General features: G+C 39.6%; 13 protein-coding genes. All 13 read right to left on the reverse strand.

What is annotated here, in order from left to right:
- Positions 1–158 precede the first annotated feature (158 nt).
- The 13 genes from ACFO6W_RS10230 to ACFO6W_RS10290 all read right to left on the reverse strand — a co-directional run bounded on the left by ACFO6W_RS10230 (position 159) and on the right by ACFO6W_RS10290 (position 23,316).
- The gene (locus ACFO6W_RS10230; RefSeq protein WP_379996001.1) at positions 159–674 is read right to left on the reverse strand and encodes a hypothetical protein; all 516 of its coding nucleotides are present in this window, start codon (positions 672–674) and stop codon (positions 159–161) included.
- Between the two features lie 12 nt (positions 675–686).
- Complete coding sequence (locus ACFO6W_RS10235; protein WP_379996003.1) at positions 687–1,919, reverse strand: RHS repeat-associated core domain-containing protein; 1,233 nt, start codon at positions 1,917–1,919, stop codon at positions 687–689.
- A gap of 402 nt (positions 1,920–2,321) precedes the next feature.
- Positions 2,322–2,690, reverse strand: coding sequence for a DUF6984 family protein (locus ACFO6W_RS10240; RefSeq protein ID WP_379996005.1), 369 nt, complete (start codon positions 2,688–2,690; stop codon positions 2,322–2,324).
- A complete protein-coding gene (locus tag ACFO6W_RS10245) occupies positions 2,653–3,795 on the reverse strand; it encodes an RHS repeat domain-containing protein (RefSeq protein ID WP_379996008.1) in 1,143 nt (380 codons plus the stop codon). The genes ACFO6W_RS10240 and ACFO6W_RS10245 overlap by 38 nt, the downstream gene beginning before the upstream one ends.
- Positions 3,796–4,030: 235 nt before the next feature.
- The gene (locus ACFO6W_RS10250) at positions 4,031–4,510 is read right to left on the reverse strand and encodes a hypothetical protein (protein WP_379996010.1); all 480 of its coding nucleotides are present in this window, start codon (positions 4,508–4,510) and stop codon (positions 4,031–4,033) included.
- Positions 4,488–8,030, reverse strand: a complete 3,543-nt coding sequence (locus tag ACFO6W_RS10255; protein ID WP_379996012.1) for a DUF6443 domain-containing protein — start codon at positions 8,028–8,030, stop codon at positions 4,488–4,490. Before ACFO6W_RS10255 ends, ACFO6W_RS10250 begins: the two co-directional genes overlap by 23 nt.
- A 440-nt stretch (positions 8,031–8,470) precedes the next feature.
- Complete coding sequence (locus ACFO6W_RS10260; protein WP_379996015.1) at positions 8,471–11,377, reverse strand: hypothetical protein; 2,907 nt, start codon at positions 11,375–11,377, stop codon at positions 8,471–8,473.
- Between the two features lie 23 nt (positions 11,378–11,400).
- Positions 11,401–12,543 carry a T9SS type A sorting domain-containing protein gene (locus ACFO6W_RS10265; protein ID WP_379996017.1) on the reverse strand — a complete coding sequence of 381 codons (1,143 nt, stop codon included), beginning with the start codon at positions 12,541–12,543 and terminating at the stop codon, positions 11,401–11,403.
- Positions 12,540–12,770, reverse strand: a complete 231-nt coding sequence (locus ACFO6W_RS10270; RefSeq protein ID WP_379996019.1) for a hypothetical protein — start codon at positions 12,768–12,770, stop codon at positions 12,540–12,542. Before ACFO6W_RS10270 ends, ACFO6W_RS10265 begins: the two co-directional genes overlap by 4 nt.
- 434 nt (positions 12,771–13,204) lie before the next feature.
- A complete protein-coding gene (locus ACFO6W_RS10275) occupies positions 13,205–16,630 on the reverse strand; it encodes a DUF1080 domain-containing protein (RefSeq protein ID WP_379996021.1) in 3,426 nt (1,141 codons plus the stop codon).
- Between the two features lie 35 nt (positions 16,631–16,665).
- Entirely contained in the window at positions 16,666–17,922 is a 1,257-nt protein-coding gene (locus ACFO6W_RS10280; RefSeq protein WP_379996024.1) for a Gfo/Idh/MocA family oxidoreductase, read from the reverse strand.
- A 126-nt stretch (positions 17,923–18,048) separates the two neighbouring features.
- Positions 18,049–19,833: a RagB/SusD family nutrient uptake outer membrane protein gene (locus ACFO6W_RS10285; RefSeq protein ID WP_379996026.1), complete on the reverse strand. Its 1,785-nt coding sequence runs from the start codon at positions 19,831–19,833 to the stop codon at positions 18,049–18,051.
- A 21-nt stretch (positions 19,834–19,854) separates the two neighbouring features.
- On the reverse strand, positions 19,855–23,316 hold the full coding sequence (locus tag ACFO6W_RS10290; protein WP_379996028.1) for a TonB-dependent receptor: 3,462 nt from the start codon (positions 23,314–23,316) through the stop codon (positions 19,855–19,857).
- Positions 23,317–23,387: the final 71 nt, after the last annotated feature.

Consider the following 23,387-nt stretch of genomic DNA (forward strand, 5'->3'; position numbering starts at 1 on the left):
CGAATAATTATTGCTACGCAACACTCAGACGGGACGTCTGCGCGAGCGGGGGATTATCAATAGATATTTTTTTGTAAACAATGTCTATTTTCATAAAATATTAAATTTGCTTAGTTGTGCAACAGCCACGGGACGTATGCGCGAGCGGGTGAAAATTTCTAATTAAAAGTTCTCATTTCTATACATCTTAATTTGTTCTTTTCAAATAAATAAATCCATATTGGAGGCTCTACTCTAAGAGGTAATATTGGTTCAAGTATATCATTTTCTATTCGATATTCTTTGATACATTCAAATATTTTTTTTTCTGTACTTATCGAATAAAGGCTACATGGATAAACACCTTTTACTACAAAAATATAATCTTGTATTTTAAAAAAACCTATACTTGCAGACTCGTTAATATCACATATTGCAGACATAGTAATAGTTAGCTTGTATGATTGTCTTTTTTCTACTTTGTCAATCTGGATTGAATAGACTAGATTAGTATTCCATTCATCTTTATTATTTATGTTTATTAAATCTGATATTAGGTTCTTTTCCAATTTTTTATTTATTATTTTTAACTTTGGCAATTCTATATTAGTCTTTAACTCTTTATATACTTGAGCATTAGATTTTATATAAAATAAAGAGCAGCTTATCATAGTCAACAATATTATTTTTTTCATATCATTCATCTTTTAAAATGGAACAATAGCTCTTGGTGAATTATACCAAGTATGAGAATAAGGAAAATATTTTTGGTTGGTTTGTCTTTGACTCTTAGGTATATAAATATTATACGATGGAGCTTGACGATTCTGGTTTTTCCGTTGTATATATCGTACTTCAGCTCTTGCAGCAATAACATCCCCAGATGGATATCCTGTTTCCACTAATCCACTTGGAATTCTTGTTCCTCTGGGATGGCTGTGATTCGATATCGATGGAAAACGCCCATTATCAATCATATCGTAGAAAACTGCACTTGCTCCAGCCTCAAGTGAACTATTATGAGAAGTCGTAAGTACATTGTATTTTGTGTCTTCTGCACTATCATATACTCCATGTGACCATTCTACAGTTGTATTATCCGCAAGAAATTCAAAAAGAGATGTCGCATTTTTTGTTCCATCTATATCATAACGATCATATCCATATGATTGATATGTACCATTACTCATTGTATTTACTACTTTCGAGTTAAACGATAGGGATACATAACTTCCATCTTGATTTGTAATTTTATTACCATTAGCATCTACTATATAAAAAACATCAGTATCAGAGGGATTACTTTGCCATGCAATACGCCCTTGTTCATTAATATGTATTGTGTCCATTCCCGTCGGGTCGATATATTTCATCGGATTATTCCCCACCCACGCATACGGACTCCAACTATAGTAATTCTCTGCATGCGGGTCTGGCGTAGGTGTATGCGGTATCACAGGGTCATACAAGCGGGCAAGATTATCGTACATATTCAACCCGTGCATCTGATCTAATTCCTTGCCATTATACTTATACGGCTGTTTTCCCTGCTCAGCCAGCGGTGTATCGGCAAAGGACATACCAAACGGATAGTAATGATTTCGCTGTATGGCTGTGCCACCGGCGTCAGCTACCATACGGTTATTTCCCAAATGATCGGTCACATAAAAATAATAAACATTATTTTCCCAGTATCCCCCGTCAACAAGTATCCTCGTTTTGTTGGTAATGGTCGAACTCCTTTTCACCGTTTCATAGATAATGTTGCCTGCATAATCCGTATTCTTATAGTCAGCCAATCCATCATTTGTCGGATTGGTCGCATTAGACGGCGTTACCGTATAATTCGAATCGTATCGCTGCTCTGTCCTCAGCTTCACGCCTGAAGCCGAATAAGTGTAATAATTTTTAGCTTTGGCTGTCAGACTGCTTATCACCATCTGACCGATAAATTTAACGAAAAAAGTTACAAAAGTTACACTTTTCTATTTCTTTCTCCCTACAATCAATTTTACTTTTATTAACTATATAGTTAAAAGGTAACAAACGTAACACATTTTTCAATAATTTTCATGCTGTATCTTTTTTGCTCCGCTGAACAAATTATATATATTATAGATAAATTATCCTGCCGATGATGATACCGGCAGGATTATAATTATTGCTACGCAACACTCAGACGGGACGTCTGCGCGAGCGGGGTTACAAAACCGCGTAAGCGAGGGGTTTACTCATTGTCCTTATTTTTAAGACTAAATCTTAATTTTAGCACTACGCAAGTGAAATATATGCCGAATGAGGGAAGAGCCGTTTTAGATTCAAAATGCTTCATTGACCAAAATTTAAACAATTTCTAAATTATCGGGAATCTCAACTAATTGATTGAAATCAGTTTTCCAAATATCCAATTCGTATAAATTACCTTTGTCATCAGTATTTAAAGAGACCACAACATCAACTCCATCTTTATCTTTAAATGTCACTTCACTTATTTGTTTTCCAAATCTTCTTAATTCATCTTTACAGTCTTTGGGATAAAGGTATAGGCTACCCATCCCCCCATCACTCATCGATCTAACCATAAGTTCCTTGTCCCAATCTTTATTGTATGGTATTGAGGACTTCTGCACTAATATATCTATAAGTTTTTTCTCTTTTACCGTTGGCCTTCTTTTATATTCCATGAATTCTTCCGATATTAATTGTTCCATCAGATAATTTATATGCCGTATATTGGAGTCTTACTCCACAAACGGTAATGACTCCATTATAAGGCTGCCCTGCAACAATTCTTGATGATGCAGATAATAAGTCTGATCTAACGGCTACTTCAACTGCATCTTTATTAAGTCCTAAATCATCTACGTGACGAAATGTATGATATTTTTGATTCGAATCTTTCCCAAATTGGACAAACCCACTTCTACTAGCATCAATCGTATTAGTAGTACCAGGCCCTCTCATCATATTCCTAATTGTCACCATAGTACTTATTAGAAGTTCTGCTGAAAGAGTAATCCCAGCCCTTGCTGGAACTAATATTGCAAATTCAGGATATACACCATCTATTCTTCCTCCTTGTGGAGGAATTCGACGAGGTAAACCAGGTAATAAAAAAGCGTCAATAGGTTCTTTCCCTACCTCTCTAGGAATAACATAAATATCTCGTGCTACTGGAAAAATTATATCTTCTCCTCCTGGTATAGTAATAATAGGTTCACCCTGTGGATTTACATACATCGTATCCATTCCTGTAGGATCAATAACTTTCAGCGGATTATTCGCTGTCCATGAGTAAGGCGACAAGCTATAGTAATTCTCTGCATGCGGGTCTGGCGTAGGTGTGTGAGGTATTACAGGGTCATACAAGCGGGCAAGATTATCGTACATATTCAGCCCGTGCATCTGATCCAACTCCTTATTATTGTACTTGTACGGCTGCTTTTCATAACCTATACCCGGAGCAAAGTGCATCCCGAAAGGATAATAGCTAAGGCTCTGTATCGAAGTACCATCCGATTTGACGACCACATGGTTATTACCCAAATGGTCTGCCAGATAATAGTAATATACTCCGCCTTCATAATAACCGCCGTCGACCAGTATCCGTTTCAACGCATTATTTTCATAGATGATATTACCTGTATAATCAGTGGTCCTGGTTTGAGTCAGCGATGTCGTGTTGATACCCGAACCGATAACAGGAGCTGTAGAGAAGTTCGGATTCCATCTCTGTACCACTTTCAGTTTTTGACCGGACGCACTGTAGGTATATTCGTTCCTTGCCTCCGCAACGGGACTCTTTATATCCATCATCCGGGGTAAATTTAAGGAAAAAGTTACAAAAGTTACACTTTTTCTATTTCATTCTTCCCATAGCTAATTTTACATTTATCAACCATATATAGTTAAAAGGTAACAAACGTAACACATTTTGCAATAGTTTTCAGGCTGTATCTTTTTTGCTCCGCTGAACAAATTGTATATACTATAGATAAATTATCCTGCCGGTGATGATACCGGCAGGATTATAATTATTGCTACGCAACACTCAGACGGGACGTCTGCGCGAGCGGGTTTTCTGAACACAGATATCTGAGATTCCATTTTTATCAAACCATATAGTTAAACCAAGATTTTCATAAAAATACCATGTCTCTTCTGTATTTTTATCAAATTCAATTTTTTCTATAAAATCTAACTTATAAGTATTATGATATTCTCTTATAAAAGATAGTATTTCACTTTGATTATGATGCGAGAAACAGAAGTTATCTAAAATAATATTCTGTGTATGTATTGATAAACGATCAAAAAAGCTATTTTCAAAATACAAACTGACAAATATGCTTAAATTCCAATAATCTAAGTAAATAGCAAATTCTTCCTTACTAAAAATATCAATACTTCGCTCAGCAGAAGTTCCTAATATTTTCAAAATATCTTCTTCTTTATTAAAAGAAAATAACACCTTACCTAATCCTATTTGAGGTTTGAATATGAATATATTATCCTTGTCCTTTTCTTCCATGAGGTTCTGATGCTTTTTGTTTTAAACGAGCATGCTTAATCTTATCTTGGATAGCTTGCTTCTCTGCTTTTGTTGTTGCTTTCTTTAGTTGTTCCTGTAAGGTTTCAATTTCTTCAGTCCATTTATTCACTCGGTCTGGATTAGCTTTTCGGCCTGTTTTTCCACCAAACTTGCCACCTTTTCCACTACCTTTTCCACCTTTCCCTACTCCAGGCGGATACCCTATAATAGGAGCTAAGCCTGTTATTCGACCATCAGTATTAACTTGCCAGTTTGTTATACCATCGTAATACCTTGTCGGGTCGAATGGTGCGATGTATCCAGAACCCAGGGTAATTTCATACGTATGATAACCCAGGGTAGCCCAAAATTGGTTATCATATTTATATACAAATGCTCCTGAATAACCAAATCCGTCAGATGTTAATCCCGGTTTTATATTTGTATCAAGAGTAACCCCTGTAACTGTAGCTACCCCATTTTTGTATGAGGCATAACTGGTATGGAATTTTCCTGTCTCATCATTGAATGTCCCCCGACCTAAGAATTCAGTATCAGTGGCATGATTCCAACCCGACATATTATGAACACTAGCCCCACTACCCATCGAATTCATAAATTGTCTGATTAATTCAGGGTCGCTTGTACTCCAGTAATCCATTCCATCTGGGTCTATGTTTGAAAGAGGATTATTCCCCACCCACGCATACGGACTCCAACTATAGTAATTCTCTGCATGCGGGTCTGGCGTAGGTGTATGCGGTATCACAGGGTCATACAAGCGGGCAAGATTATCGTACATATTCAATCCATGCATCTGATCCAATTCCTTATTATTGTACTTATACGGCTGTTTTTCATAACCTCCTCCCGGAGCAAAATGCATCCCGAAAGGATAATAGCTAAGGCTCTGTATCGAAGTACCATCCGATTTGACGACCACATGGTTATTACCTAAATGGTCTGCCAGATAATAGTAATATACTCCGCCTTCATAATAGCCGCCATCGACCAATATCCGTTTCAACGCATTATTTTCATAGATGATATTACCTGTATAATCGGTAGTCTTGGTTTGAGTCAGCGATGTCGTGTTGATACCCGAACCGATAACAGGAGCTGTAGAAAAATTAGGGTTCCATTTCTGTACCACTTTCAGTTTTTGACCAGACGCACTGTAGGTATATTCGTTCCTTGCCTCCGCAACGGGACTCTTTATATCCATCATCCGGGGTAAATTTAAGGAATTATATTGAATATCGCTTATACCTTTATTCAAATCTTTATTCATGGCCCCGTTGGCATTGTAAGTATATTCCGTCGCTACATTACTATAGTCTTTGAAATCCATCGAACTGCTCATAGGCACACTTACTCCTGTATCGCTGACTTTTGCCAGCTGGTTGCCATTATGTGTCATCGTCAGGTTATCCACCATTCCGTTCGTACCCGAACCATCGGTATTTCCCCTGCGGGTCAGCGTTTTCATATTGCCATGCTTGTCATAACTATACGAAGTTGTAAAACGGTTGGTCGCATTGTTATCTTCCCCGTAATTGGCATTGGTCAGCCTCGACAGGTTATCGTAAGAGTAAGCGTAGTAACGTAATGGTTCTGTTAGTTGTTTCCAGCTCATAGCCGAGATATTTCCGTTGTATTGTTTAACGCTGCCTCCGTAGGTTTCATTGTAATACAGTGTTTCAGTAAACAGCGGGCTGGTGATTGATTTCGTCCACGAACGCACATTATAAGCATAGGTAGCCAGCGTACCTGCTACCCCTCCTTTCTTATTTGTTTTCAGTCTTCCTAAATCATCATAAGAGTTTTCTGCCAGTGTAACCTGCGGTTTTACCGTTGTCCCGTCCGTCAGTTGGTGGGTAGTGGTCAGCAACCGGCCTGCGTGGTCGTAGGTATAAGTATACAGCTCGGTCAGCTTTCCTCCTCCGTTGGCATCCTTGGTATGCACATGCAGTTTCTTGACCGGCTGCCCGGTGAAGTTATAGGCGATGTATTCTTTTTCGATGCCTCCCGTCAGGTGGTTGTTACCCTTTGTTTGGATTAGCCGTTTTTGGTCGTCATAATACATAGCAGAATACAGATAATGGACTTCATCTGCTCCATTCATGATTGCAGTAATGTTTCCAGTGAGTAATCCTTTATGCTTATATTGACTTTCATCTATTCCATAACGGGTATTATATTCTTGTGTAGTCTCTTCATAAGCAAAATATTCTCGCTCGAAATCAACCCTTTTTCTGAATTTATAATTATCGTAATAATTTACACTCAAAATTCGTTTGTAAGTGTGTGAGTCAATTAGCCCTTGCAGCGAAGTCCAAGTATAACTCCATTGACTATTTATATTGAATTTTTCTTGGATTACTTTCGTTTTAATAATGTTCTGAAGTTCTTGATAAGTGTTACTTAGCACGACTTCACCTGTAAGCACGACTCTACCTGTTATATCATATTTGGTAAACAACCATTCGCTTTTTAGCCTTTGTTCACCATCTTGAGACAATATTAATTGATCAGCTTTGTCATAAATATAGAATATCCAGTCACAACCTGGTATTTTCTTTGCTATACAACGGTTTCTTGAATCATATTTATATAAATACGCATATTGTTTCATTGTATCATCCGTCTCTGTCCATCCAGATGATGAAAGTAAACGGGTAGAAGCTTCCGGTGGTATTACGATACGCAAATTGCCATAAGAATCATAAACAAAGTAAGTATCTATTAGATTTGACTCATTAATTTGTCTGCTTAATATTACCTGTCCTGATTTATTTTTAAATTCATAAGAAGTATTTTCGCCTTCATCTTTTATCCGGGTGACATATAAATCATTTGCGGCATAGTTATCTGTACGTGAGATCCTAATCTGATTAAGATCATCTGTAGATATATATTTTGCACAAACAAGTGAATCAGCTAATACAAATGAAGCCCCTGCTTTATATTTATTTGTTATAAGAGCGGTTTTTATATTTTTTCTGTTAGTATGCCAATCTTGCCCGGGTCCATATTTTTCTAAGATACGATTTAACGGCGATTCTTCATATACCGTCTTTGAAAACGGATTTTGGTCTGCTGAGCCGGAGTTCATATTAGTAGCCTGAGAGGCGGCCATTAAGAGACTGGTATTAATCAAAGCTCCGTTATTATTCGTAACCGCGCCTGGTAGCCATCTGTTAGATTCTCGTCCAAAAGAATCATATTCCTGTAAAGAAACCAGATCTTTCTGGGTTGGGGTAATTTTTACCTGTACTATTTGATGGGGCCGTCCCAATCCATCATAATATTGTATCTGATCAAGATAACTGTTTTTATTATCTGAACGATAAGTACGTTTATAAACATAATTCTGAGCACTTAAATTAGGGCTGACAGGATCGGGATATTCTCTACTAAAAATTCCGTCGAAATAATTATTGTTACTCTCAGATGGATCTTCACCATAGTCAATCCCTTCTTCACTTGGAGGTCCTTCTATTTTGGTAGAAAAATCCATATTATTTGCATATAAACTTGTATAAAACTCCATATGAGGAGAACATGTAGTTTCATATTTTGCATATAATTTGTAATATCCAGCTTTTAATTTTTGAAATTGAAGGTAAACCAAAAAACGATCCCCTAAGTTTTTGACTGGTATTATTTCATTTGTACGTTCATTTTTTAACTGAATAGAGGATTCCAATATCCCTAATGACTCACCACTTTCACAATTAGGATATCCTTCTATATAAATTTCTATATCACAATCATGATTCAATATAAATGTAATATTCACATCAGCATTCTCATAAGCATATATAGAAGGAAAATATTTGCTTGTATTATTAGAGCTAAAAGAGCCTAAGTCTATATTAATTTGTTGCTGAGCTGATAAATAAGCTGGAAAGACTAGCAATATTATGTATAAATAACAAAATTTCATAGTATATCTGATTATTGATTATTACTTGAGTTTACCAGATTATAGCCATAACGCTCAAGGCTTATCTTGGTTCCGTCTTTTATTATATATGTTTCAGCTAAACGGCCATCAATATGGTACCTGTAATAGGTAGTCAAACCAGATGGGTCAGTTGCACTTTTTATACCTGTAAGAGGCTGATAGGTATATGTGGAAACTAGGGCTTCAGGTAATCGAAGACGGAGACTATTAATAAGATCAAGATGTTCAGTTGTGGGGACATGGGCATCGGCAATAATATCAAGAATATTTTGTGGTATTATATTTTTAACTTCCGAATAGGTCGAATTCCTTATTTCGGCTATAGGATACTGACTTTTGTAAGACCAGATATAAACAATCTTTGAAGCATCATCTTGTGTTACATAAACAGGTTTTCCAAAAGCATTATAATTATGATAGGTAATTCTTAGTTCATCCCATTTGTTTGCCAGATCTTTATATAAATAAATATTTATAGGTAAGAATGTTAAATTATCTAGGTTTTGATAAGTAATAGTCTTATATTCGGCCATTCCATTCACAGTTCTGGTTATAGACGTAGGAAAGGACCTGTATTGGCCATTTACGTTTAGATAGGTATAGTTAAGCTGTTCGGTTATGCCGTTACTTAATTCGGATTCCCTTGACTTTAATAAAGTATTTTCTATATAATCATAGTTGATTGTCTGGCTTATCTCTCCATAGTCTGTATATGTTGTTTTCTCTTCTTTTTTCAATACATTATAGCCGAAATTAATATTAGTATCAGTACTGAAATAAATTTCATTACTAAAATAATAGCCTCCACCTAGTGGCTGTTCATAGTTTTCGAATCTGAAAAAATGAGGTCCGTCTTTCTCTAAATTTAAAGTAGTAAAATCAATAAAAGTCCCGGGTAAAGATTGCCCAGTTGTCCATGCATACGTATATGATACCTTTTCAACAGGAACATATTGCGAATTTTTCAATGCATAAGATTCTTTTTTTATTAAATATGGCCCTTTATCAAACAAGTATTGATAATGCCTAACAAAAGGCCTGGGATAGTATTCCACATCATCGAAGGAGACTGGTAAATAAGTATATTCAATCTTATTTTCATTATTTGTGTATTCTGTAATAAAATCATAATGAATCAATGGCGTTGTTTTAAATAATGACGCGATTTTGGACTGAGAATAAATTTTAATGACCCTAGATATAAGAGGGGTATAAGTTTGCTGGGTCAAGATATACCATCCGTTGTAAAAGTCAAAGAAAGTTTCAGGTGTAGGTATGGTAGGGATGTTTCCCAATCCGTCATAATTAAAATAACCGCCAGTCATTTGTCTATATTTGCCGTATTTATATGTTTTTACGATGGAGGGTGAAGCCTCATTTTCTTTTGTCGATATTTTGCAAACTCTTAAGCCTCTCCCTTTTTTTATTGCAGAAATATCTAAGACAAGATATGAAGTTGGTTCTTCGAACTGATTCAATTCGTATTCAAATTCCGTAAATCCACCGGTAGGAAACTTTACTTTTGTTAATATATTGGCTTTTGCATAATATTCGTCTGCCGATCTATCTGCATTACCAAACACAAAAGGAATTATTCCCCCGTTCGTTCCGGCATAAGTAGATAATTTAATTCTGGGAATCAGGGAACGATTCTGCTTTCCATTGTAATATCCCCAATAATCCTGATCTTGTATACGTTCAAACCGAATAGGGTTATAATCAAAGTTATACTTCCCTTCATCTGAAAAATTCAGAGAGGTGAGCAGAAATGTCAGGGTTGAATTATAGCTGAAATCTATATTCTTCACTATTCTGTTATTTTTGTCTTTTACCTTGAAGGTTTCTATATACGGATACAAATCTGGATTTTTATAGTTTATTTCGATAGTTCCGAGAGGGAAATCAATTTGTTTAAGGCTAAGCACTTTCTCATAAACACTGGGGTTTGCATAGTCGGACTCGCTACCTCCTCCTGTAAGATAGTCTCTATAACCGGGATCTCTGGAATCTTTATAATCATATGCAGTCATTGATGGGATATATGAATCGTTGAAATATTGTTTCGAAGTAGTTTTTATCCAAGTAAAATTAATCTGGTTTTCTCCTGGAAGTTTTATCCTTCTTAATATCCATGCTGTTGGTATTTGTTGAGAATAGGATGATGGCATTTCCATATATAAAGACATATCATTGGTGCTAACATTTTCATTTTCAAAAACACCATAATAATATATTATTCCGTTTTCATCCGTAATCTCAAATCCGGTTAGTTTATTTCCCCACCCGAAAGCCTTTATTTTTAATAAATTATTACAGGTTTCCACCTTTCCGTCCTTCATTATAAAAGAATGGTTTCCAGAAGGTAAATGGATTGTAAATATGTCGTACTGCGTATCTATAAGCTTTTTGTAATAAGGTTGAAGACCTAAATAATTATAGTCGAAGTTATCAAAAGTCGCACATTTAAAATAGGCAAATTTCTGTTCAACATCACCATTATTTATGGTAGAACCTAATATAATCTTATCATATGCCACTGTTGCTTCATCTGGCCTTCCTATTACAGTCCTTGTTATTCTTAAACCCGGATTGAATGACCAACCATAACCAACCGGATATGCCGTATCTGTTACTTTTATTCCAGAGGTGTAGTATTGTAAACTGAAAGGAAGTGTAAAATCATTTATTTTCAGATCATATAACGATATAGGCACATTTACCGCCCCTATAGACAAAGAGGGAGTATAGCCTGTATATTGGAGGAATACTGATGATGTCGGAGAAGGAGGGATAACATTATTGACTAAGGGTTTGTTAAAAACATCTCCATTCTGTCCATATAATGCACACATATATAATAATGTGAATAGTAATGTAATTATTAATATTTTTTTCATAGCAATATAATTAGATTCCGTTTTTACTTTTTAATAATAATTTCATTCACGAATACTCCGTTCGCAGTGATTCGGAGCACATAATTCTTCGGATACAAGCCTGAACAATCAATATTCTCATAATAATTACCCGCTGTTTTGCTTTTAGCTGTAATCTTCTTTACCGGCAGTCCCTCTATCGAATATAATTCGAAAGATACCTTTGCGTCTTCTTTCAGCTCATATTCTATATTCAGTTGTGATTCTACCGGATTCGGATATAGCTTGCAGACCATTATATCTTCAAGGGTGACTGTCTTTACTTCCTTGCCTACCGTATCTCTTTCTGTTTCTTCCCACAACTTATCCAATAAAGCCTGATTCTCAGGGTCAGTGTCTAAATACAGGTGGTCTTGCGGAGGGAAGAAGAAAGCTGTAGAGAATATCTGCGTGCTGTCTGAAAGATTGATATTTATGACCGTCTCAAAGACCGGGTAACGATAGCCTTTACTATACCAGCGGCAGGTTTCCAGCTGCTTGCCGGCATTGTCTGTTTCTTCTGTTGTATAACTGTCTTTATCCGGTATATCGAAGATAGTCTGTGTCGTCTTAATCCTTAGTACAGGACTTAACGTATCCCCGTCAGGCAGTATTATCTTGCCGTAGGCATCAGCCGTAGTGGTCATTGTTCCCTGTGTACGGATACCTACCGTACCCGAATACAGGCCTTCCGACTTATAGGCGGAGCTAGTGGTTTGTCCGTAGTTCAAGGGGAAATGCATCAGTATCATCGGACAGGTATATTCCAGCTTTACCGACGGGTTCTCATGGCCCGTCTGTAACAAACTATCGTTTATTAAGTGATAATAGTACATTGTGTTGTGTTCCGTGCCTACTATCAGCTCATTGTCCGATACTTTATTCTTTTCGTAACGTTTAGCCCCCACGATATAGACCGAATCGCCTTCCAGCGGCGGCAATTCATAGGTGAGGGTGTACTCATCGTTGATGGTTCTCAATTTGCTGAAATCCCAGGTTTTGTTTCCCCCGGAACCGCCGGGAGCAACATATTCGACCTGTTGCTTAATTAACACATCGCCGGGGCGGAAATGGTTGTGCGAAGTGTTGAGTTGTCCGTATAAGGATAAGGCTACGGCTGGCATTAAAAGAAGGATACATCTTTTCATATACTCTTTACTTTAAGGTTTTTAGTTTTCTTGACTTCAAAATTCATCTGTTCCTTTAGTCCTGTCGGATACAGTTTTAGATATGAAGCTTCCCCTGCATATAAACTTACCACGATATAGGATAGACTGCCGCGATTCAAAGAATTATACATGGCGTTTTTCAGCATATCAGGATTGATGCCGGCGATTCCCACAACCGGAATGTTAAGGTTATAAAAAAGAGGCATGGGAACTGTTATAATCTTATCCGGCCTAGAGGTTCTGCTTGTCTTTCCAGTTAAAATTTTGCAGAATCCAAGTAAGGATAATAACCATAATGACTCTTTATTAATTCAATAAATTGAACCGTGTTACTCGACACTTATGATATAAACCAGATTCCGAGATAAAAGTAAATGTTATTTTTTTATTTTCAAAAGGTTTTTTCTATTTTTTTAACAAATTTGAATATAAATAACGAGAAAGAGATTATCCGTCCAGCATTCCCATCGTTTGATGAAAAGTAACATACTCGCTATAAAATCACCTCTTATCAGGTCTGGGGCAACAGTGCCAGCTACCTCGCACTAAGTAAAATATGGCGTTCCATACAATATGGTAAAAGAGGTTGCCCGGGGATTATATCTACAGGCAACCCCTATATCTCATTCTATCAATAAGATTATTTCAATTCTTTAATCCTTATATTTCTGAATTTAACAGGCGAACCATGTCCCAAGAAACCTATATGCCCTTTCGGGTTAAACAAACCGGGATGCTGATGTCCGTCAGCTGTACCGTTTTTTGTTGCTTCTTTGATATCTCCATCAAGAATAACCTCTCCGTTCAAGGTAACCTTTATATGATTCCCATCGGCAATTATCTCTTCCTGATTCCATTCGTCCATAGGTTTAAAAACTGCACGCTTTGCTCCGATTATGCCATAGACGGACCCATGTACCTGCAACGGGGTAATATTTTTATAAACCGGATTATCATGATCCAGAATTTGAATTTCCATACCATGATAAGCTGCATCGACACCCATAGGGGTACGTATCCCCACGCCATTATTGGCTGCAGGTGTCAGCTGGAACTCGAAGCGGTAGATAAAGTTTCCGAACTCGTCCTTTGTATAGAGGTTTCCTCCATGACTACCTTTCGGATCGAGGGCTATACAACCCTCTTGTAACTGATAATCTACTGTATTGCCTGTCCATTCATGCATGTTAGTACCATCAAATAGTATTCTGAAACCTTCTTTTTTCTCTTCAGCAGATAGTTCAAAAGGTTTAGTTTTTTCAAGTTCCTTCACATAGATATTCCGGTAATATACCTTGCTGCCATGTGCCTGTAATTCTATTTGTTCTATAGGGAATACAGGCTGTTTCCTATCCCAGTAGTTTTCAAGGATAACATTATCGACGACCAGTTCACCGTTCAGCTTCACAGTTACACGGTCGCCAACCATTTTAATATAGAAAGTATTCCATTCTCCCAGCTTGTTATCTGCTAATTTCAACGGATCTTTCGGATTCTTCCCGTTATTATATAATCCTCCTGAACCCACCTGCGCACCAACATTCACCCTGTCAATATCCCATATCTGCACCTGTGGCGTTCCCCGAAGGTAAATACCCGCATCAGCTTCCAGGCCTGCAGGATCGAGGTTCCAGTCAATATACATTTCAAAGTCTCCATATTGCCTGACTGTACAAAGGTTTTCCCCTCCGACTCCATCAAAGGCAAGGATACCGTTACCAGCCTTCCAGTGGTCTGCCGCTACTTTATCGGCGACAGCTTGTTTTTTTGCCAGTTCCGCAGGTTTCATTTTTGCCCGGGCAATCGGATTTTCCACAATGCCTTTCCATCCGGTCAGGTCTTTACCGTTGAATATAGATATGAACCCTTCCTCTTTAGGCATTTCATTCAAATGTTTCCGTATAGCCTGTTTCTGATAGCCGGCATCAGGGTTGTCCAGTATGTTGATTACTTTATTAAGCAATTCTTCTACATTTTTACCGGTATATTGCTTGTTTGCCAAAGCAATGTTCATTACAGCTCCGGCAGCAGCCTGTTGCAATGACCTGTTATCCAGATATTGTCCAGACAGCAGCATTCCCAAATATGAACCCGTATTTCCCAAGCGGGAAAGAATTGTATTTTTCTGAGCATCCGTACGGGCTATTTCCATCGCATTCGTAAGGAACAGCCTTCTGTTTTCACCAGAGAGTTTAAGGTCTGAAACCAACTGTACATACCTGTTAATAGCGCGGTCGAAATACAGGATGTCTGACTGGTTTTTACAGATAGTAAGTAATTCGTCAGCTACATTGAGATCTTTCCAGTCGGATAGAGCTTGAAATGCGGCGTCTTTAGCCGCACCTTCTTCTTTGTTGAAACGGTCTACTATAATATCCAGAGCCTTCACATCACCGGTAGAAGCTAATACAGGGTAATACAAGTATTCTTGACCTTCAGCAGTCTGGTTCATACGTGCCAGAATAGTCTCGTATTGCTTTTCTTTCGGATAAGCTTGTAATGCACCAGCAATTGCCTGTTGTACAAACGTAACATTTTCAGGTTCGGCAGTTTCAAGGAGAGCATATAGCTTATTCAGGTCATTTGTGGAAACTACATCTTTAAGGGCAGTATAAGCGGCCTTTTTTACATCCTGAGAATTTGAATTCATCTGTTCGAGAACTGTAGCTGTATTTGCGGAAGATTTTCGTTCTGCCAGTAACTGCAGCCCGGCCATTTTTCCCACAGTATTGGCTCCCGCTATTACCGGGGCAACAGCCGATGAAATATCCCCTTTTGTCGAAGATAAGGCATTCTTAGCCATTTCGACGGTTTTCGGGTCAGCGTCGTTCAGTAAATAGGCAAGCGCCGCGACTGCTTTATGATCGGCTGTCTTAGTCAGTATATTTGCGGCTGATTTCTTTGTTTCAGGGCTGCCCGTTGTCAGATATCCGATAGCAGTTTCATTTATCAGCAGTTGTATAGCGGCGCGTTTATCCTGTGAATCACATTCCTGCCCCAGCCAGTTCAGGATATCCAACCGGACTTCAGGCCTCGCTTTTTTCAGGGATTTTATCAGCTCGCCATACATGTAGCTGTCCGCATAGTCGGAAGCAAATGTTAACGCCGCATATCTGTAATTACGATTACTATCTTTCAATGCATTCAGTACCAGCTTCATAGCATCGGCAGGTTTTATCTTCATCAGTATCTCCAGGGCCGCTTCACGGGTTTGTACCTGTCCGGCTTTTTCCGCTTTTTTCATCAGGCCGGTCGCGGCTTTTTCCGCTTCTTTGGTATCACCCTGGGACAATACCCGTTTGATAAGGGCTATGTAAGCTTCATTGCCTCCATCTTTCCGCATTGTATAATTATCCTTTTCGGCAGCAGATGCCAAATCCGGCAAAGATGCCTTCGAACCTGCCTTACTCAGGGCATACAGAACCGTTTTCCTTTTGTCGGGATTGGTTGTATCCAATAAGCGCTTCAATGTGTCTTCTGCATCAGCTATCTTTAATTTGGCCACGGCTAGGATAATACTTTCGGCCGATTCATCGTTGGTGGATGCGCTCAAAGCGTTCAGCAGAGCCTTTTGGGATGAAGGAGTATTAATAGCTGAAAGCGCTGATGCTGCAGAACCACTTAACGATTCGTTGTCCAGATAAGTGGAAAGCTTGGCGACAGCTTCATCTTTTCCTATCAATTCGAGCTGGCGGATAATAAAAGCTTTGATCTCCCGGTCAAAGACCATATCCAGAGCTTTTACATAGGCATTTGATGTAATCAGCCTTTGTGCTTCCATTCCATCAGCCGATACATAGTGTGAAAGTCCGCTCAGCGCGTATTCTATCTGAGAATTAGTTCCTTTTCCCGGAGGATTCATCATCTTGACCAAAAGCAAGACACCTTCCTCTCCGGTCGAGGCCAGATCTTTTATCTGGTTATAATATTGTTTGGTTTGTTGGGCAGGCATTTGCGCCAGAACATCAGCGACAATGGTTTTGGTTGTCCTGTTGGCCGGATATTGTGCAAATAACATACCCGAACAAAGCAACAGTATGCCGAGTAATGAATATATTCTTTTCATGATTATACGATTATCTTGTTTGTTTTTATTATTGGTTAAATATTCCACGGAGCACGTATTGGCTGATCCAGCAGACGGTTAGCAGCGGCATCATTGATAAACTCCAATTTCACAGGGTCGAAATGTAACGTACGGTTCAGCCTTAAAGCTACAATTCCTAAATTAACAATTGTGGCTGAACGGAATCCGTTTTGTTCATTCAGTGCAAATTGTTTGCGGGTTCTTACACTTTCTATAAAATCGGTTACCTGTTCTTCCGGTTCCGGGTAATCTGCCAGCTTCTTCTCCCAGTTTGGAATATCACAAACAAAATTCTTATATACATTACCGTTAGGCCCTGATATATATGGTGTGTCGGGATTACCATAATCGCCACCCCATAGTACGATCTGGCAGCCATCATCATAAGTATATGTGATGGAACGCCATGTACCTATAGCATCGGGATGTTGTTGTGGAGCATCCACTTCTACTTTTACAGGGCTGGTATGATCTTTACCCAGGAAATATTGTACAGGATCAATGTAATGCTGTCCCATATCTCCCAAACCTCCTCCGTCGTAATCCCAATACCCACGGAATGTTTGATGCACACGATGACTGTTGTAAGGTTTGAAAGGAGCAGGGCCAAGCCACATATTATAATCCAGCTCGGCAGGAATAGCCTCCGGTTGAAGGTTTTCTTTTCCCACCCAGAAGAACTTCCAGTCGAAGCCTGTATGTTTACTTATAGTTACTTTTAGCGGCCAACCCAGCATACCACTCTGTACAAGTTTTTTCAGCGGCCGTACCGGGGTACCCAGCCCGTAGAAGTTATCCGCAAAACGGAACCATGTGTTCAGGCGGAATTTCGATCCGTATTGCTTCACGGCTTCCATTACACGCTTTCCTTCGCCGATAGTACGGGTCATCGGTTTTTCACACCAGATATCCTTCCCGGCCTTCGCCGCTTCTACAGACATGATGCCATGCCAGTGAGGAGGTGTCGCAATATGGACAATGTCCACATTCTTATCTAATATTAAATCGCGAAAATCATGATAGGCAGCTATTCTATCTTTTACAAGCTGTTTGCCTAGTTCCAAATGCCTCCGATCCACATCACAGACAGCAACCAATCGTGTACCCGCATACTTTAAATGTCCGCGTCCCATACTTCCTGTACCGATAATACCTTTGGTCAACTGGTCGCTGGGTGCGATAAAGCCATTACCCATCACATGACGGGGAATAATGGTCAGGGCGGCGGCACTCCCTAAAATTTTTAAAAAATCTCTCCTGTTTGTTTCCATAATATAAAAAAAATATCGAAATGGTTTTTAATCTTTAATTCACTGTAATTACATGATTACCCCCGGTTATGCTGATATGCCATCATACTATAACCGGGGATAAATCCTTATTAAATACATTTCTAATTATTCCAGTGCCGGATTAAATGTCCCTCCCCAAGTATTATTTTGCTCCAGATTTTCATTTTCATCCAAAACGGTCTGTTGAAGAGGAAAGAAATAAAATGACTCTTCAACTACAAAAGTATTTTCTGCATTCGGATTATAAGGTACCCGTTGCTTTACGTATCTGAAATTGTCCGGAGTCAACTCAAAGTTCGCCGCTTTTTCCTTAGCTATATTGATAGGCATATCTGTTCCGTCCGGATTGATGGCGATACTCTCAAGTCCGTATTTTTGCAGCCTACTCAGTATCATCATATTACGGGTACGTCGCAAATCCCAGAAACGGTGTCCTTCGAAACAGAACTCAATATTACGTTCGTCAAGAATAATCTGACGCAATTGTTCGCGTGTCGGCGATGCCGGCAGTCCATAGTTTCCATCTCCGGCTTCAATACCGGCCCTTTTACGGATTTCTTTCAACATCTCTACCGTCACATCTAAATGTCCTGTCTCATTGGCAGCTTCTGCATAAATCATCATCAGTTCGGCAAAACGCATCTTGATACAATCGACACTGTATTGATCGGTTATATCCGGTGTCAGTGACAGGTCTAAAGCTTTACGAACATAAAAGCCGGACATGACATCATTTTTAGTTGTAGTAGCTCCCCCTGAATTCGGATTAGTACCATATGCATCTGCATCATCGGCCAGCCCTAATGCTGTATATTGACGATAACCGGCAGGCATACCCGCTACAGGAAGTGCCTGTCCGGAACATAGAACAGAACTGTAAAACCTGGGATCTCTGTTTTTCCAGAAATTTTGCATTAAATCATTTTCCGAGCTTACATAATATTTTCCACCGGGATCGTTAAATTTCTTCCCGTCAGCCATTGGAAAGGCCTTAACCATATCCCAGGTAGGCGTACGTTGTATTTGTCCGGTACTTAACGATTGCGGACGAAGGTACCAGTCCCAAGAACCGGTTTTATTTGGGTATTCATTGATAACCGCAAACAGTACTTCGGTACCGCCTTCTTTCAGGAAAATGTCATCATAGTTTGAGGTTAGGGCGCTACCATGGTCTTTAGCCCAGTCATAAGCTTCTTTGGCAGCATTGTATGCATCCGACCAATACAAATTTGTATAAGGAGATTTCGGATTGAACTGCGGCGATGCCTTGTATAGTAATACTTTGGCTTTAAAGGCTTTTGCATAGGTCTTGTCTATACGTCCGTAATCATTGGAAGATGCCGGGATTTTGTCCGGTAAGCCATTATTTATAGCATCGTTCAGATCCTGGATAATAAAATCATAACATTCGGCGGTCGTATTCCTCTTCACATAGAGATCATCCTTATCTTTGTCTTGCGGAACTTTGATATAAGGCACCCCTCCGTGATAAATAACCATTTCAAAATATACATATGCGCGCATAAACAATACCTGTGCGATAAGAGACTGCTTCACATTTCCGGAAAGATCGCCTTGATCGAGACTTTGAATAGCTTCATTGATTTTGCGGATAACCGTATAATTCCATTTCTTATAGCCACTGCCGGAAATCGTAATTACGTTCGCATAAAAAGGCATACCGGTAAGTTGTTCCGAGTTTTGGTCCGCCCCTGTATCCCAATTAGTGAACACCGTGGCATAGAGGTTAGTCACATATGCAGTGGCCAGTACCTCATCGTTCCATACTTTATTGGCATCATAGTCCGACAGGTTCTCAATGTCCAATGTATCGCAACTCAAAAGAAAGGATACGAGAAAACAATTTATAATGATAAAAAACTTTTTCATAATATATTTCTTTTTAGGTAGTTAGAATGAGAAATTTAATCCGATTGTAAACGTTTTCATTAAAGGATATGAATCGTAATAAGCCTGTTCCGGATCCATCAGTTCATTAACTTCGGAAATCGAAAATAGATTTGTTCCATTGAAGAACACTTGCGCCGAGGTCAGACCAACCGGGCTTAGCACTGTCTTGGGAATCGAGTATCCGATATTCAGGTTTTTGAGACGGATATAAGCTCCGTTCCTTTTCCAGAAGGTGGAGTAACCTACACCTGATTCGTACCAGCTCGAACCCACTACACGCGGGTATTTGCCGGCCGGATTTTCAGGAGTCCATACATCAGGACTCGTCCAGATCGGAAAATAAGGACGGTTGTCTCCTCCGTGTTGGTAGAAACCGGCATCAACACCCGACATAAACTTATCGTAGTTGCCTACTCCCTGAAAATGTGCGGACAAAGTAAAGCCATTCCATGAAATCTCACCTCCGAAACCGTAGTTAATACGCGGTGTTGCATTGTCGGACAGCAGATTATACTGGTCGTTAACGTCAATTTTCCCGTCAGGTCCCAGCGAATAGCCATCGCCGCGTGTATCTGCATATAGAATACCTCCCAGATACGGGTCACGGCCATACTGTTTGAAGCCTTTTGCCTTTAACTCATCCACTTGCTCCTGTGTACGGATCAGATCGATAGCGATAAGTCCTGTTTGGCGCCCACTGGATAAGCCCACTTGTGACAAATCCTGTAAATTCCCGGTCTTGTAAACAGCCGATTCATCCAGTACATCCCATCGGTCTTTGGCATATCCTATGTTGGCATATACCGAATACTGTATTTTACCTCCTGCAGCTTTATCCCTCCAGTTAGCTGTAAATTCGCCGCCTCTCCACGAGCGTTCCGCATAGTTTTCGGGAGCTAAGGATTGCCCGTAAGTACTGGGCAATTTAAGTGTTCTCGAGCCAAGTATGTCTGTTTCCTTCCGGTAGAATGCATCTATGGTAGCAGACAGCCTATGATTAAGGAAGCCCACATCAACCCCTGCATTATAAGTAGTAGAAGTTGCCCATGTCAGGTCCGGATTCGGTGTGGCCCCCGATACAATACCTTGCAGGTAAGATGAACCGAATATATAAGAACTGCCCGAAACATACTTCGGCAAGTATGAAAATGGTGTGATTTTCACGTTATTAACATTCAGATCATTACCAGTTGTACCATATGATAAACGAAGTTTCAGGTCGCTCAACCAATCGCGGGTAGATTCCATAAAGCTTTCCTGATTAATACGCCATGCAGCCGAGACAGAAGGGAAAAATCCCCAGCGTTTACCGGGAGCGAACAGCGTGTTCCCGTCATAACGGAAAGAGAATTCCGCGATATACTTCTGGGCATAATTATAGTTGAAACGGCCAATCCATGACAGGTGAGCGCCTGCATACTCTTCAGCATCGCCGTATCTTTTCTCCGTATCGCTGGAAAAGGCAAACATCTGGTCAATATATGTCAATGGGTTTTCGCCTTTTGCATAAACGTATTCACCACCATTGGATGCCTGCTCGAACACCGCCATAGCGGACACTGTGTGTTTACCGAAATTCCGGTCATAGTTGAGGAACCAATTGAACTGCTGGCTGTATAAGGTTCTCATGCCATATTGCAAACTCTCGGTTGTATTGAAAGTAAAAATACTGTACTTGGTCTTATCTAGGGGAGCAGGCAAAAAACGGTTGCCTGCGGGGTCAGCGCGCTGAAATACGTAATTCTTCTGGAAAGTCAGGAATTTCTTACGCATATAGTCATCGCCGGTATAATTGTACAGCACTTTTGTAGATAATCCCGGGGTAACTGCCCCCAGATCTATGTTAAATGTGAGCGTCCCGTTTATATTACGTTTCCGGGTTTTGACATAACGATTGCCTATTACCTGATCCACAGGATTCCAACCAGTCCATGACCCTATTTCGGGACGTATGGGATAGTCTGTTATTTTGTTGGCTGGTGTTCCATCTTCATACGAGTAGAAAGGCAGTGTCCTCATGGCATTAAAGGTACAGCGGTACATATCGTACACATCCTGACTGTCGTCAGGTGACCCCGGCCAATAAAACCTCTTGCCGTCAGTCTGGTAAGCCGATAAATTGAGGTTGACCGAGATCGCCCTGGATAATTTGGCAGTCAGGTTGGAACGGACATTATATTTGTCGTTTTTCAGGTTGACATATGATCCTTCTTCTTTCATATAACCTGTCATGACGTAGTACTGGAACTTGTCGCTCCCCCCTGTTACGCTCATTGAATGTTTCGTATTCCACGGATTTTGCCATATCCAGTCATTAACATTGTAATCGCGGTTTTCAAAATACGCAAATTCTTCAGGCCCGTTGGATAGTACCCGCCCTTTAAATTCTGCGACGCGATTTTGATAGATCAATTCATCAGTAGCAGTAAACAAATCGCTGAATAAAGTCTTGGTCGGTTTACTGAATGAGTAGGTTCCCTGATAGTCAAACTTAGGCTTGGCGACCTGGGCATCTCCTCTTTTGGTGGTAACCAGTACAACACCATTACCGGCGGATGTACCGTAAATGGAAGCGGTGGCCGCATCTTTCAGGAAACTCATCTGATCTACTTCGGTAGCTTCCAACGCATCGAAAGCTTCTTTGTTCGAAATCACGCCATCTATGACAAACAGGGGTTCGTCAAACCCGCCACGTATCCGAATACTGCTAGTGGCGCCAATCAGTCCCGAATTGCCGACAATCGTCACACCGGGTGCGCGTCCGGCCAAAGTATTTGAAAGGTTGGAGGTTGGAATGCTGGTCAGTTCATTAGCTTTTACATTTGTAATAGCGCCTGTCAGGTTCACTTTTTTCTGAACACCATAACCTACAACTACAACCTCATCCAAGTTTTGCAAGTTTTCCTGCATAATAACCTGAATATCGGATTTTCCTTTAACAGGTATTTCCTGACTTATATATCCCAAGTAAGAAATCTGTAACACGGCATTGTCTTCTACCGACAATCTAAATCTACCATCTGTGTCGGTAAATACTCCGTTCGTAGTCCCTTTTTCCCGCACACTGGCGCCGATAATAGCTTCACCATGTACATCTTTGACTATACCCGTAACGGCATGTCCTGCTTGCCCGGGAGAGACGGATAATGTAGACGCCATAGAACCGGGCATCAGCACGATTTGCCTGTCGATGATGCGGTATCTAATATCTGTATTCTTTAATAGTTTATTGAGTACCTGATCTATGCTTTCTTTGTTAACAGAAATATTATCAACAGTTTTGTTCAGAGCAATTGATTTATCCAGGATCAAAAAGGAAAATTCCGTTTCTTCTTCTATTTTATCTAATATACTCTCTATAGTTGTGTCCTTCAAGGAAAACGAGAGAGAGACGGATTGTGCATATGAGTTCTCCGCGCTGAGTTGAAGCACGGCGAACAGTAATATTATACATACTCTCATTCTTCGACTGATTTTAAAATAATTTGAAATAATAACTCCAAATATTCTTTTGTTTTTCATATTTTTATAGT

The sequence above is a fragment of the Dysgonomonas termitidis genome, assembly GCF_042654545.1.
In the GTDB taxonomy this organism is placed as follows: Bacteria; Bacteroidota; Bacteroidia; order Bacteroidales; family Dysgonomonadaceae; genus Dysgonomonas; species Dysgonomonas termitidis.

Bases quoted from the DNA above. Each gene is read 5' to 3' on its own strand.
- ACFO6W_RS10230 (WP_379996001.1), bottom strand. From the start codon at position 674: ATGAAAAAAATAATATTGTTGACTATGATAAGCTGCTCTTTATTTTAT.
- ACFO6W_RS10235 (WP_379996003.1), bottom strand. From the start codon at position 1,919: ATGGTGATAAGCAGTCTGACAGCCAAAGCTAAAAATTATTACACTTAT.
- ACFO6W_RS10240 (WP_379996005.1), bottom strand. From the start codon at position 2,690: ATGGAACAATTAATATCGGAAGAATTCATGGAATATAAAAGAAGGCCA.
- ACFO6W_RS10245 (WP_379996008.1), bottom strand. From the start codon at position 3,795: ATGATGGATATAAAGAGTCCCGTTGCGGAGGCAAGGAACGAATATACC.
- ACFO6W_RS10250 (WP_379996010.1), bottom strand. From the start codon at position 4,510: ATGGAAGAAAAGGACAAGGATAATATATTCATATTCAAACCTCAAATA.
- ACFO6W_RS10255 (WP_379996012.1), bottom strand. From the start codon at position 8,030: ATGGATTTTTCTACCAAAATAGAAGGACCTCCAAGTGAAGAAGGGATT.
- ACFO6W_RS10260 (WP_379996015.1), bottom strand. From the start codon at position 11,377: ATGAAAAAAATATTAATAATTACATTACTATTCACATTATTATATATG.
- ACFO6W_RS10265 (WP_379996017.1), bottom strand. From the start codon at position 12,543: ATGAAAAGATGTATCCTTCTTTTAATGCCAGCCGTAGCCTTATCCTTA.
- ACFO6W_RS10270 (WP_379996019.1), bottom strand. From the start codon at position 12,770: ATGCCTCTTTTTTATAACCTTAACATTCCGGTTGTGGGAATCGCCGGC.
- ACFO6W_RS10275 (WP_379996021.1), bottom strand. From the start codon at position 16,630: ATGAAAAGAATATATTCATTACTCGGCATACTGTTGCTTTGTTCGGGT.
- ACFO6W_RS10280 (WP_379996024.1), bottom strand. From the start codon at position 17,922: ATGGAAACAAACAGGAGAGATTTTTTAAAAATTTTAGGGAGTGCCGCC.
- ACFO6W_RS10285 (WP_379996026.1), bottom strand. From the start codon at position 19,833: ATGAAAAAGTTTTTTATCATTATAAATTGTTTTCTCGTATCCTTTCTT.
- ACFO6W_RS10290 (WP_379996028.1), bottom strand. From the start codon at position 23,316: ATGAGAGTATGTATAATATTACTGTTCGCCGTGCTTCAACTCAGCGCG.